The organism is Rhizobium deserti (genome assembly GCF_004358025.1).
GTDB lineage: Bacteria > Pseudomonadota > Alphaproteobacteria > Rhizobiales > Rhizobiaceae > Neorhizobium > Neorhizobium deserti.
In genome coordinates, this window is sequence record NZ_SMTL01000003.1 from 408,225 (window position 1) to 421,043 (window position 12,819).

The window sequence follows — 12,819 nt, forward strand, 5'->3', positions numbered from 1 at the left end:
CCTTGGCAGGTTGTCGCAGCAGAGTTGCGGCCTAACTTTCGCATCATGGCACATGATCAAGAACCTCAGCACGACGTCCGCAAGTCTGCGTCCTCGGGAGCCGGTATCCTTTCAGGCATCGGGGCAGAGCCGCAGAAATGGGCCTTGTTTCTGGATATCGACGGGACCTTGGTCGACATCGCCGACACGCCCGACGAGATCGTCGTGCCGCCGGAACTGCCGAAGCATCTCGACCAGCTTTCCCGCCTGCTCGGCGGCGCACTTGCGCTGGTGACGGGCCGCGCCCTCCCTTATGCGGACAGGCTGTTTTCCCCCCACCAGTTCCCGATTGCCGGCCTGCACGGCGCCGAAAGACGATCGGCCGCCGGGACCGTGGATCGCGTCGAGCCGAGCGGCGCATTCGAGGAGCTGAAGACGACTATAGCCGGCCAAGCTCGCCAATGGCCCGGCATCCTCATTGAAGACAAGGGTCTCGCCATAGCGGCACATTATCGCCAGGCTCCGGAATATCAGCAGGCGGTGGAGGCGATGATGACCCATTGCCTCGATCTTTCCGGACCGGATTTTACGTTGCAGCGGGGCAAGATGGTGTTGGAAATTCGTCCCGCACGGGCCAGCAAAGGCGAGGCGCTCAAAGCCTTCCTGTCTGAACCTCCGTTTGTCGGCCGCATGCCGATCGCAATCGGCGACGACGTGACCGACGAAGCCATGTTCCGCGTCGCCAATGAAGTCGGAGGCCACTCCATCCGCATCGCCGAGACGGCAGCCGAAACGGTTGCGACCTCGGTGCTCGCTTCTGCGGCCGAACTGCGGGCCATCCTCGCAACGCTCGGAGCAGCCAGTTCCCAGCCAGATAATTCATCCGGAAAGGAAGCATCTTGAGCCGCCTTGTGGTCGTATCGAACCGCGTCACCGTGCCGGATAAAAGCGGCGCAGCCCCCGCCGGCGGGCTTGCCGTCGCGCTGCAGGCAGCGCTTGAGGAACGCGGCGGCATCTGGATGGGCTGGTCGGGCAAGTCGAGCGGCGCCAAGGAGCCTGCTGCTCTCGACATGCGCACGCATGGCAATATCACCTATGCGCTGACCGACCTCACCAAAACGGATGTCGAGGAATATTACCACGGCTTTGCCAACCGGGTCCTTTGGCCGATCTGCCACTATCGCCTCGATCTTGCGGAATACGGCCGCAAGGAAATGGCCGGCTATTTCCGCGTCAACCGCTTCTTCGCGCACCGCCTCGCGCCGCTGCTGAAGGAAGACGACATCATCTGGGTGCACGACTACCACCTGATCCCGTTGGCGGCGGAATTGCGACAGATGGGGTTTACCAACAAGATCGGCTTCTTCCTGCACATTCCCTGGCCACCGGCAGACGTGCTGTTTGCCATGCCGGTCCATGAAGAGATCATGCGCGGGCTTTCGCAATATGATCTGGTCGGATTCCAAACCGGCTATGACCTCGACAATTTCGGCGGCGGCCTGGTGCGGGAAGGCATTGGCGAACGGCTGGAGGATCACAAGTTCAGCACCTATGGCCGGACGTTCAAGGGCGGCGCCTATTCGATCAGTATCGAAACCGCTGCTTTCGCCGAATTCGCCAGCAAGGCTGCCAGCAATCCCATGGTGCGCAAGGCACGCCAGAGCATCGAGGGCCGCTCGCTGATCCTCGGCGTCGATCGGCTGGATTATTCCAAGGGCATTACCCAGCGCATCGACGCCTTCGAGAAATTCCTGACCCTCAATCCTGCGCAGCAGAACAAGGTCACCTATCTGCAGATCACCCCGAAATCCCGCTCGGAAGTGCCTGAATACGAGCAGATGCAACGAACGGTGGCCGAGCAGGCGGGCCGCGTCAACGGCGCCATCGGGACCGTGGACTGGGTCCCCATCCGCTATATCAACCGGTCGATCAACCGGCCGGTGCTGGCTGGCCTCTACCGCCTGGCCAAGATCGGCCTCGTGACGCCGCTACGCGACGGAATGAACCTCGTAGCCAAAGAATATGTGGCGGCGCAGGATCCGGAGGATCCGGGCGTGCTGGTTCTGTCACGTTTTGCAGGCGCGGCCCGGGAGCTGACCGGAGCCTTGCTCGTCAACCCTTATGACATCGAAGGCACGGCGCATGCCATTACCCGCGGGCTGACGATGTCGCTCGACGAGCGCAAGCAGCGATGGGAAAAGATGATGGACCATCTCCTCAAATACGACATCAACCGCTGGTGCGACGATTTTCTGGCTGACCTGACGTCGGAATAGCTTGGCTCAGGCCGCTTCGAGCAGGCGCGATTTCAGCTTGTCGAATAGCTGATGCCCGTCCAGCAAGCTCGGATCGAAGCCGCTTTTGGTGCCGATGGCGTCGAGCTCGTCCGATGCGTCTTCGCGCCGGCCCGCATAGGCCATGGACCAGTTGCTGAAGGTCCGTTCGGCAACGGGGGAGAAATCCACCAGCTGTACGTCGCCGTGGCGGCTGTCCTGCTGGATCCGTTCGAACGTCGCTTCGACCGCACCCTGCTCACCTTCCAGAACCTGGACGAAATATCCGGCGCTGAACATCAGAGCGCCGGTAACCCCGACCAGAACATTGTTCTGGCGGCTCTTGTCCAGGATGGCATCGAGTTCGGCGGCAAGCTGACCCAACGGCAGGCGGTTTTCGCTGAAGTAGATGAGGCGGTAGTCGGTCATTGTCCTGTTTCTCCTGCTTTTTCCGCCGCGACCAGGGCTTCAACGGCGGCGGGCGCGAGCGGGCGCCCGGTAAGATAACCTTGAACCTGCAGGCAGCCGTTCTGGCGGATGCAGGAAAGCTGTTCCTCGGTTTCCACTCCCTCGGCGATGATGGAAAGGCCAAGGCTAGAACCGAGTGCCGACACGGCGCGCACGATCGCGACCCCGTCGCCGCTGTCTGGAAGATTGCGCACGAAGGATTGGTCGATCTTGATCTTGTCGAAGGGAAATTTCTGCAGATAGCCCAGAGACGAATAACCGGTGCCGAAGTCGTCCATGGCAAAGCGGACGCCGATCGCCTTCAGCTGCCTGAAGATGTTCATCACCGGCTCGCTGTTCAAAAGCAGCGCCCCTTCCGTCACTTCGAGCTCGAGTCGGTTCGGATCAAGACCAGCCGCCGCCAGGGCTGAAGTCACCATGGAAACGATGTTCGGGTTGCGGAACTGCAGCGGCGATATGTTGACGGAGATCGGCAGCGGCAGCGGCCAGGTAACCGCTTCCTTGCAGGCGGTGCGCAGCGCCCATTCGCCGATCGGCACGATCAATCCGAGATCCTCGGCCAGCGGGATGAACTCGCCCGGCGAAACATGACCGCGCTCGGGATGATGCCAGCGCAGCAGCGCCTCGAAGCCAACCAGCGTGCGGGAATCGATATCGTATTGCGGCTGGTAGGCTAAGGTGAATTCCCGCAATGCCAAGGCCTGGCGCAGATCGACCTCCAGCAGACGACGACGCTGCAGGCTGTCGCGCATCTGGGCGGTAAAGGCATGGGCACTGCCGCCGCCTTCCGACTTTGCGTTCAGCAAGGCGAGGCGAGCGTTGCGGAGCACTGTTTCGGCCGTCTCTCCGCCTCCGACGGAAGCCATCCCAAGGCTGGCGCCGACGTGAATGATCTGCCCGTCAATCAGGAATGGCCGGGCGATCATGTCCACAAGCCGCTCAGCCAAGGCCGCCGCCTGCTGTTCGCCGCAGGGTTCGAGGATGACGAATTCGTCGCCACCGACGCGGGCCAGCAGAGCCTGTTGCGACAGGAGGCCGCCAATCCGCGCCGCGACCCGCTTCAGGAGATTGTCTCCTATGCCCTGGCCCAGCATGTTGTTGACGCTCGTGAAGCGGTCGAGATCCACATACAGAACGGAAGCCTCTGCGCCGGTCGCAGCAATTGCTTCTACGCTGCTCAGAAGCGCCGAACGCGTCAGCGTGCCCGTTAGGGGATCGCGTTCCTCCGTTCGGGCAGCTACAATATAACTTGAAACATCCGACCATTCGATCAGCGTGCCGTCCGCAAGGGGAGTCGCGTTCATCAGGACCGAACGCCCGTCCAGAAGCTGGAAATGGCTTGTTTCCGCGGTAAGCCCGTCGAGGATCTTGCGGCGCGTGCCAGGCGCTATGCGTCCAAGCTTTTCCGCCTTGTCCAGTAAATCCGCGAGCGGTTCGCCGGCCAGTGCAGGCTCACTTAGCATGGCTTGCGCGGCGGCATTGCAGTGGAGAATGACGCCATCGCCTGATATTTCCATCACCGCCGTTTTGAGGGGGAAGGAGGACGCTTCGGACGTTGTGGAGATCCTGGCACTGCTCTTCACGGCATGTCCTCGCAACCTTGGGCGGTTTAAATCGCGACGCTAGCAAGCAAGTGCCAATATCAGGTTAACCGCCTACTGCCGGATGCAGGATCAGACGCTCTACGCGGCTTGCACTTTGCCTGTGTGGCGGATAACTCATCGGAAGCATATCGAGGGAGAGCTGATGACGGCCGTGAATATCGACCCGGACAAGATAGCGCGGACGCATGAGCTGATCCGCGACCATGTTCGCCATACGCCGGTCGCAAAGATCGATCTCCGCGACTTCGGCGGCCCAACCCTTGCGGTGGATCTGAAGCTCGAACTGCTGCAGCATTCCGGCTCGTTCAAGGTCCGCGGCGCCTTTACCAACCTCTTGACTCGCGACGTGCCGCCAGCCGGGGTGGTTGCGGCCTCCGGGGGCAATCATGGCGCTGCAGTTGCCTATGCGGCCATGCGGCGCGGCGTGCCGGCGCATATCTTTGTGCCGAGCGTCGCCTCTCAAGCCAAGATCGACCTTATTCGCTCCTATGGCGCCGAACTCGTTGTCGGCGGCGACCGGTACAATGATGCGCTGGCGGCCAGCGAAGTCTATATGGGAAAGAGCGGCGCGCTCGCCATTCATGCCTATGACCAGGTCGAAACGCTGCTCGGCCAGGGGACGCTCGGCAAGGAAATCGAGGAGGATCTGCCTGTCATGACGACGCTGCTCGTGGCTGTCGGCGGCGGCGGCCTGATCGGCGGCATTGCCGCCTGGTTCCGCGGGCGGGTGAAGATCGTCGCGGTGGAGTCGGATGGCGCGCCGACGCTTTACGAAGCCTTCAAGGCCGGCAGGCCGGTCGATGCCCCGGCGGGCGGCATAGCGGCGGATTCGCTGGCGCCGAAGCAGGTCGGGCAGATGATGTTTCCGATCGCCGAAAAATTCGTCGAACCGCCGGTGCTGGTATCCGACGCGGAAATCCTGGCCGCGCAGAAGGCGCTCTGGGCCGGTCTGCGGGTCGTGGCGGAGCCTGGCGGAGCTGCCGCTTTCGCAGCCCTGCTTTCCGGCAAGTACGTCCCGGGCCCTCAGGAAAAGGTTTGCGTCCTCGTTTGCGGCTCCAACACAACGGCTGTCAAGTTCGCTTGACGCTCCGCCGGCTTCCATTCCGCATGTCCTGGCGATAATCCTGTGACATGTTCCACCTGCAGCAATCCGCCACCTTCGAGCAGATCGTCAAGAAGAGCCGGTTCATGGCGACTGCGCTTGCCGTCGAGACAGAGGACGAGGCGAAAGCTGCGATCGCCGCACACAGCCAGGCCGCCGCCAACCACAATTGCTGGGCTTGGCGGATCGGCATGGCCTACCGGTTTTACGACGATGGAGAGCCGAGCGGCACGGCAGGCAAGCCGATCCTTGCAGCCATAGACGGCCAGTCGCTCGACAAGACGCTGGTTATCGTCACCCGCTGGTTCGGCGGCATTCTGCTTGGCAGCGGCGGCCTCATGCGCGCCTATGGCGGCACGGCCGCTGCCTGCCTGAAGACCGCACCTCTCCTGGAGGTAAAGCCCGCCGTCCAGGCCGGCGTCAGCCTGGAATTCAGCGATCTCGCGCGGGTCAAGGCACGGCTGCAGGCCGTCGCAGACCTCGAAATCGCTGAGGAGCGGTTTACCGAAACCGGGGCGGATCTCGTCCTTCGCCTGCCTGCCGCCACACTTGAAATCGTCAGCCGCCTGATTTGCGATCTGACCAGCGGACGATCTGAACTGCTGTACGCCTGACTGCCGATATCAGGCCGCCTTGGCGACCTGATATTCCTTGATCGCCACCATCTTGATGGCCGGGAAGCGTTCCGCCTCGTAGCGCAAGGAAAAGCTGTCCTGGGCCAGGAAGACCGGGTCGCCGTCCAGGTCGCGGGCGATATCGCCGCGCTTGACGGTGAGAAACTTTTCAAGCTCCGCAGGCTGGTCCGAGGAAATCCAGCGGCAAACGGAAAAACGCGACATTTCGAACGAGACCGGCAGGGTATATTCCGCCGACAGCCGCTCCTTCAACACGTCGAGCTGCAAGGCGCCGACGACGCCGACAATGGCAGGCGATCCGTCTTCCGGCGAAAACAGCTGCACGACGCCTTCTTCGGCCATCTGCTGCAGCGCTTCCTTCAGCTTCTTCGCCTTCATGGCATCTTCAAGTCGCACACGGCGAAGGATTTCCGGCGAAAAGTTCGGCACGCCCTGGAAAACCAGTTGCTCGCCTTCGGTCAGCGTGTCGCCGATCCTGAGCGTGCCGTGGTTCGGAATGCCGACCACATCGCCGGCATAGGCGGTGTCGGCGATGTGACGTTGAGACGCAAAGAAAAACTGCGGCGCGGTAAGGCCCAGCTGCTTGCCGGTGCGAGCCAGCCGTGCCTTCATGCCGCGCTCCAGCTTGCCCGAGCAGATGCGGGCAAACGCGATGCGGTCGCGGTGGTTCGGGTCCATGTTGGCCTGAATCTTGAAGACGAAGGCGGTCATCTTGTCGTCCGTGGCATGCACGGTGCGGGTATCTGCTACCTGGTCACGCGGCGGCGGTGCAAAATCAGCCAACGCGTTGATCAGATCGCGAACGCCCAGATTGCGCAGTGCCGAACCGAAGAAGACCGGCGTCAGGTGGCCTTCGAGAAATGCCTGCTGGTCGAACGGGCGACAGGCTTCCCTGGCCAGTTCCACTTCATCAACGAACGCGGCGCGTTCATTTTCCGGCAGGCGGTCGGCCACGGCCTGCGGACCGTTAACCGTCACCGACTCTTCGCTGTCGGGACCGCGCACCCGGTTTCCGGCCAGGTGATACGTGCCGCAGAAACTTTTGGAACGGCCGATCGGCCAAGTGATCGGAGCCGTGTCCAGCGCCAGCTTTTCCTCGACCTCGTCGAGAACTTCGAAGATGTCGCGGCTTTCACGGTCCATCTTGTTGACGAAGGTGATGATCGGGATGTCGCGCATGCGGCAGACTTCGAACAGCTTCAGTGTCCGCGGCTCGATCCCCTTGGCCGCATCGATGACCATGATCGCCGCATCCACGGCCGTCAGCGTACGATAGGTATCGTCGGCAAAATCTTCGTGGCCGGGCGTATCGAGGATGTTGAAGACTTTATCGTCATATTCGAAGGTCATCACCGAGGTCACGACCGAGATGCCGCGTTCGCGCTCGATCTTCATCCAGTCGGAGCGCGTCTGGATCCGATCCTTCTTGGCCTTGACCTCACCGGCAAGCTGGATGGCGCCGCCGAACAGCAGCAGCTTTTCCGTCAGTGTCGTCTTACCGGCATCGGGGTGGGCGATAATCGCGAATGTGCGGCGGCGAGAGACTGCCTCGGCAATGGTTTCAGGCATTTTGCAAGATCCTTCAAGTTGCCGCGTATCTAGCGACTCAAGCCCCAATATGCAATTGACCGCTCAGTCGGAGGAGTTTTCCATGCGCGATGTCATCGGCCCAAGTCTCCATCTGATCCGCTTGCCGCACGCCGCCGGCCTGGAGCTACCGTCCTACGAGACGGCTGGCGCCGCCGGCATGGACCTGCGTGCGGCCGTGGAGGACGATGCGGTGCTCGAGATCCCACCGGGAAAGCGGGCGCTGGTACCGACCGGCTTCATCATGGAAATTCCGCAAGGCTATGAGGCTCAGATCCGGCCACGCTCCGGTCTGGCCTTCAAGAACGGCATTACCTGCCTCAACACGCCCGGAACGATCGACAGCGATTACCGCGGCGAAGTTAAGGTGCTGTTGATCAACCATGGCGAGGAAAGCTTCCGGGTGACCCGCGGAATGCGCATCGCCCAGATGGTGATCGCGCCGGTGACGCAAGTGCAGGTCCGGGAGATCAACGAAACCACCGCCACCGCCCGCGGCGCCGGTGGTTTTGGCTCCACGGGCGTCTGACGAGTGGACAGGACGGGTACCGCCCTGCCCGCGCGCATGCTCACTTCTGACGGCGGGTGATCTCGAACAGGAACCAGTGGCGGCGCTCCGTTTCGTCGATCCAGTTTTCGAGCAGGCTCGCCGTTGCGACGTCGTTATGCTCGTCGCAGAGTTCGTGCGTTTCGCGCATGAACGCAACCAGTTGCTTGTTGTCGTCACGCAGCTCGGCCATCATGTCTTCCGGCGTCACGAAATCTGCATCATTGTCCTCCAGCCGCTGCAGGCGCGAGGCCTGGCCGACGGAGCGTAGCGTCGTGCCGCCGATCTTGCGGGCGCGTTCCGCCAAATCGTCCGTCATCGCAAAGATCTGCACGGAATGCTCGTCGAGCAGCAGATGATAGTCGCGAAAATGCGGCCCGGACATATGCCAATGAAAGTTCTTGGTCTTCACATAAAGCGCGAAAACATCGGCCAGCAGCGTGGTCAGGGCAGCGGCTATGTCGGTCACGGCATTGTCGCCGAGATCGGATGGCGTGGAAAGTGCAGCGGTCTTCCGCTTCTTGTTGTCAGAATCAGACATGGGTCCAAACCTATTGATGATCAAAATGAACGACCGCAACTGCGGTCTCTGCTTAAGGTGCCGCAGTCGCCGCGCTTTTCAATGCGCATGCCTGGCGCAGCCCGAAATCTGCAGAGTTTCCGGCCACAACCCCGGCGCTACGCAACCCTGAAGGCGCCTTGCAATCAGGCTCGACAGACTGGCATCGCCGCGCCTTTCGTCCTATCTTCCATCCAACAGCATTGTCTTATCCAGGGGATCCACATGTCGAAGAAGCCCGGCCGCGGCCGCATCTATTCCTCCATCACGGAAACCATCGGCGACACGCCGATCGTGCGCCTCGACAAGCTGGCAAGAGAAAAAGGCGTGCAAGCCAACCTTCTGGCCAAGCTGGAATTCTTCAACCCAATCGCATCCGTCAAGGACCGCATCGGCGTGGCGATGATCGAGAGCCTAGAAGCCGAGGGCAGGATCATGCCGGGCAAGACGACGCTGGTGGAGCCCACCTCCGGCAATACCGGCATTGCGCTCGCCTTCGCCGCGGCCGCCAAGGGTTATAAGCTGATCCTCACCATGCCCGAAACCATGTCGGTCGAGCGCCGCAAGATGCTGGCGCTGCTCGGTGCCGAACTGGTGCTGACCGAAGGCGCGAAGGGCATGAAGGGGGCGATTGCCAAGGCCGAGGAACTGGCGGCCTCCTTGCCGGATGCCATTATTCCGCAGCAGTTCGAAAATCCCGCTAACCCGGAAATCCATCGCCAGACGACCGCCGAAGAAATCTGGAACGATACGGAGGGCAAGATCGACATCTTCGTTTCGGGCATCGGCACGGGAGGCACGATCACCGGCGCCGGCCAGGTGCTGAAAAGCCGCAATCCGAACCTGAAGATCATTGCGGTTGAACCGGCAGAATCCCCGGTTCTATCCGGCGGCCAGCCTGGCCCGCACAAGATCCAGGGGATCGGCGCCGGCTTTGCGCCGAAAATCCTCGACACCCACATCTATGACGAGGTGGTCACCGTCAACAGCGCCGAGGCCATGGACATGGCCCGCCTCGTCGCGAGGCTGGAAGGCGTGCCAGTCGGCATTTCTTCCGGCGCCGCCTTGACGGCCGCAGTGCAAATCGGCAGCCGGCCGGAAAATGCCGGCAAGAACCTCGTCGTCATCATCCCATCCTTTGCCGAACGCTATCTTTCGACGGCCCTGTTCGAAGGCCTGGGTGGGTAAACTCTCCGACCGCCGAAAGGGCGCTCGGGCGTCCTTTCATGTCTGCATCAAGACGGGAAAGCACAGCGGACCTGGCGGGAGATCGGTGCCCCGCCAGAACATAAAGGATTGGTGGTCATTCTCCATCTTCAGCGGACGCGAACACCCTGCCGCCGGCGGCAGGAAGCCGAGCTTCATGCGGGAACTGCCAACCGCTCGCTTGCCATACGGTAGGAGATCGCCTCTGCAAGATGGATGCGTCCGACCGTATCCTTGTCGTCCAGATCCGCCAATGTGCGCGCCACTTTCAGGACCCGATGATAGCCGCGAGCTGAAAACTTGAGCTTTTCCGCCGCGTCGCGCAGCAATTGCAGGCCATTGGCATCCGGCTCCGCCAATGTTTCGATCAGCGATGTGGAGCATCGCGCATTGGTCAGCATGGATGGCGAACCGGCATGTTCGAACCGCTCCCTTTGGCGCTCGCGCGCCGCTGCAACGCGCTTGGCGACATCGGCGCTCTTTTCCGCCGCCATCGGCCGGATCAGATCTGCTGCCGACACGGCCGGCACGTCGATGCGGATATCGATCCGGTCCATTAGCGGACCAGAAATGCGGCCTTGATAGTCGCTCGCGCAACGCGGACCGCGGGCGCAGGAATGTCCAGGCTCGCCGGCCATGCCGCAACGGCAGGGATTCATGGCCGCGACCAGCTGGATGCTCGCCGGATAGGAAACCCGATGATTGGCCCGGGCGATGACGCATTCGCCGCTTTCCAGCGGCTGGCGCAGGGCATCCAGCACCTGCGGCGAGAATTCTGGAAATTCGTCGAGAAACAGGATGCCATGATGGGCAAGCGAGGCTTCGCCCGGCTTTGCCCGCAGACCGCCGCCGACCAGGGCCGCCATGGTGGCGGAATGATGCGGCGCACGATAGGGCCGGCGATCCGAAAGCTTGCCGCCGGAAAGCTGGCCGGCAATCGAATGGATCATCGACACTTCCAGAAGCTCCGGCGCCGACAAGGGCGGCAGGATGGACGGCAGCCGTGCGGCCAGCATGGATTTGCCCGAGCCCGGCGGCCCGACCATCAGCAGATTGTGGCCACCCGCGGCTGCCACTTCCAAGGCCCGCTTGGCGCTTTCCTGCCCCTTGATGTCGGCGAGGTCGGGAAGATTGCCGGGCGCTGCCCGGATCGCTGGCTGCGGCCTCGAAATGACCTGCGTACCGCGGAAATGATTGGCCAGGGCAATCAGGCTGCGCGGCGCGATGATATCGATATCGGCACCCGCCCAGGCCGCTTCGGCGCCGCTGTCGGCCGGGCAGATCAGCCCCTTCCCCAGCGCATTGGCACCGATGGCCGCAGGCAGAGCGCCGGCAACCGGCGCAAGCGTGCCGTCGAGGTTCAGTTCGCCCAGCACGATGTAACCGCTTAAAGCATCGCCGGGGATCGCGCCCAGTGCCGCCATCAATCCGAGCGCAATGGGAAGGTCGAAATGCGAGCCCTCCTTTGGCAGGTCGGCCGGCGCCAGATTAACCGTCACCTTTTTGGGCGGCATGGCAAGACCGGAGGCATGCAGCGCCGCCTGGACCCTCTCCCGGCTTTCAGCCACCGCCTTGTCCGGCAGGCCGACGATATGCATGTTGATCTTGCCCGGGCCGACCATGACCTGCACGTCGACCGGAACTCCTTCAATGCCCTGGAATGCAACCGTACCGACGCGTGCAACCATGTCGAACCGCCCCCAACATCATGTTCGGACGGCAGCGCCACACGCTGTCCGTGCCTTAAGATTGCAATCTGGCACGGAGATGGGAATAAAACAAGAACACTGCCTGAAGTATTTCGCGCAACGGCTGCATTATGCGTGCGCAGGTTGAGCTGCTAGAACGGGTCCGGGCAGAACGAAAAAGAGCTTCACCTGCGCTTGGCTTCGATCGCGTCCCACAGCAAGGCCGCCACGTCGGCGCCGCCGAACTTCTTGACTTCGCGAATGCCGGTGGGCGACGTGACGTTGATCTCGGTCATGTAGTCGCCGATGACGTCGATGCCGACGAAAAGGAAGCCGCGTTCGCGCAAGGAGGGGCCAATGCGGGCGCAGATTTCCTTTTCGCGCGGCGTGATCTCGGTTGGCTCCGCCCGGCCGCCGACATGCATATTCGAGCGGCTGTCGTGCTCGGCGGGCACGCGGTTGATGGCGCCGACCGGCTCGCCATCGACGAGCAGGATGCGCTTATCTCCTTTGCGCACGGCCGGCAGATAGGCCTGGGCTATATAAGGCTCGCCGCGATACATCTGGCCGAACATTTCCAGAAGCGAGGTGAAGTTGCGGTCGTCTCGGGCGGAGTGGAAAACGCCGGCGCCGCCATTGCCGTAAAGCGGCTTCAGGATGATGTCTCCGAGTTCGTCGCGGAAGCGGGCGATTTCCACCGGGTCACGGGAAATCAGGGTCGCCGGCATGAGGTCGGCGAATTCGGTCACGAAGATCTTCTCCGGCGAATTGCGCACCCAGGCGGGATCGTTGACCACCAACGTCTTCGGGTGAATCCGTTCCAGGAGATGGGTCGAGGTGATGTAGCCCATGTCGAAGGGCGGATCCTGGCGCAGATGCACCACGTCCATGTCGGAAAGATCGATACGCTGCCTTTCTCCGAGCGTGAAATGATCGCCCCTGACGTCGCGCACGGTCAGCGCCTCGACGGCGGCAAAGATCTTGCCGTCGCGCATGGTCAGCCGGTCGGGCGTGTAATGGAAGAGTTCGTAGCCGCGTTCTTGCGCTTCCAGCGCCATGGCAAAGGTGGAATCCCCGGCAATGTTGAGGCCGGAAACATGGTCCATCTGGAATGCGACTTTGCGGATCTTCGCCATGACGTGAGGTCCCCTGAAATTGGCTCGCCTGATGT

Annotated in this window: 12 protein-coding genes; 6 read left to right on the top strand and 6 right to left on the bottom strand. The window is 62.1% G+C overall.

Annotated elements, in window-relative coordinates; translation table 11 throughout:
• Positions 1 to 45 precede the first annotated feature (45 nt).
• Together otsB and otsA are read left to right on the top strand one after the other, a co-directional pair.
• Positions 46 to 882, top strand: coding sequence for a trehalose-phosphatase (gene otsB, locus E2F50_RS14065; RefSeq protein WP_133316790.1), 837 nt, complete (start codon positions 46 to 48; stop codon positions 880 to 882).
• Positions 879 to 2,255 (top strand): alpha,alpha-trehalose-phosphate synthase (UDP-forming), encoded by a 1,377-nt coding sequence (gene otsA / locus E2F50_RS14070; RefSeq protein ID WP_133316791.1) that lies wholly within the window; start codon positions 879 to 881, stop codon positions 2,253 to 2,255. The genes otsB and otsA overlap by 4 nt, the downstream gene beginning before the upstream one ends.
• A 6-nt stretch (positions 2,256 to 2,261) precedes the next feature.
• Here otsA and E2F50_RS14075 read toward each other — a convergent pair whose 3' ends face one another.
• On the bottom strand, positions 2,262 to 2,681 hold the full coding sequence (locus E2F50_RS14075) for a BLUF domain-containing protein (protein WP_133316792.1): 420 nt from the start codon (positions 2,679 to 2,681) through the stop codon (positions 2,262 to 2,264).
• Positions 2,678 to 4,303: a putative bifunctional diguanylate cyclase/phosphodiesterase gene (locus E2F50_RS14080; protein ID WP_133316793.1), complete on the bottom strand. Its 1,626-nt coding sequence runs from the start codon at positions 4,301 to 4,303 to the stop codon at positions 2,678 to 2,680. The genes E2F50_RS14075 and E2F50_RS14080 overlap by 4 nt, the downstream gene beginning before the upstream one ends.
• Positions 4,304 to 4,466: 163 nt before the next feature.
• Here E2F50_RS14080 and E2F50_RS14085 point away from each other — a divergent pair, with 163 nt between their 5' ends.
• Positions 4,467 to 5,408 carry a threonine/serine dehydratase gene (locus tag E2F50_RS14085; RefSeq protein WP_133316794.1) on the top strand — a complete coding sequence of 314 codons (942 nt, stop codon included), beginning with the start codon at positions 4,467 to 4,469 and terminating at the stop codon, positions 5,406 to 5,408.
• Between the two features lie 47 nt (positions 5,409 to 5,455).
• Complete coding sequence (locus tag E2F50_RS14090) at positions 5,456 to 6,040, top strand: IMPACT family protein (protein ID WP_133316795.1); 585 nt, start codon at positions 5,456 to 5,458, stop codon at positions 6,038 to 6,040.
• 9 nt (positions 6,041 to 6,049) lie between these two features.
• Here the strand turns inward: E2F50_RS14090 and E2F50_RS14095 are convergent, their stop codons facing one another.
• Entirely contained in the window at positions 6,050 to 7,630 is a 1,581-nt protein-coding gene (locus E2F50_RS14095; protein ID WP_133316796.1) for a peptide chain release factor 3, read from the bottom strand.
• A gap of 82 nt (positions 7,631 to 7,712) precedes the next feature.
• Between E2F50_RS14095 and dut the strand changes: the two genes are divergently transcribed.
• The gene (dut, locus tag E2F50_RS14100) at positions 7,713 to 8,177 is read left to right on the top strand and encodes a dUTP diphosphatase (RefSeq protein ID WP_133316797.1); all 465 of its coding nucleotides are present in this window, start codon (positions 7,713 to 7,715) and stop codon (positions 8,175 to 8,177) included.
• A 40-nt stretch (positions 8,178 to 8,217) separates the two neighbouring features.
• Here the strand turns inward: dut and E2F50_RS14105 are convergent, their stop codons facing one another.
• On the bottom strand, positions 8,218 to 8,736 hold the full coding sequence (locus tag E2F50_RS14105; protein WP_133316798.1) for a Dps family protein: 519 nt from the start codon (positions 8,734 to 8,736) through the stop codon (positions 8,218 to 8,220).
• A gap of 243 nt (positions 8,737 to 8,979) precedes the next feature.
• On the opposite strand from E2F50_RS14105, the gene cysK reads away from it, so the two are divergent.
• Complete coding sequence (cysK, locus tag E2F50_RS14110; RefSeq protein WP_161974147.1) at positions 8,980 to 9,942, top strand: cysteine synthase A; 963 nt, start codon at positions 8,980 to 8,982, stop codon at positions 9,940 to 9,942.
• A gap of 173 nt (positions 9,943 to 10,115) precedes the next feature.
• On the opposite strand, the gene E2F50_RS14115 is transcribed toward cysK, so the two are convergent.
• The gene (locus tag E2F50_RS14115; RefSeq protein ID WP_133316799.1) at positions 10,116 to 11,648 is read right to left on the bottom strand and encodes a YifB family Mg chelatase-like AAA ATPase; all 1,533 of its coding nucleotides are present in this window, start codon (positions 11,646 to 11,648) and stop codon (positions 10,116 to 10,118) included.
• Positions 11,649 to 11,833: 185 nt separating this feature from the next.
• Entirely contained in the window at positions 11,834 to 12,784 is a 951-nt protein-coding gene (gene gshB, locus E2F50_RS14120; protein ID WP_133316800.1) for a glutathione synthase, read from the bottom strand.
• Positions 12,785 to 12,819 lie beyond the last annotated feature (35 nt).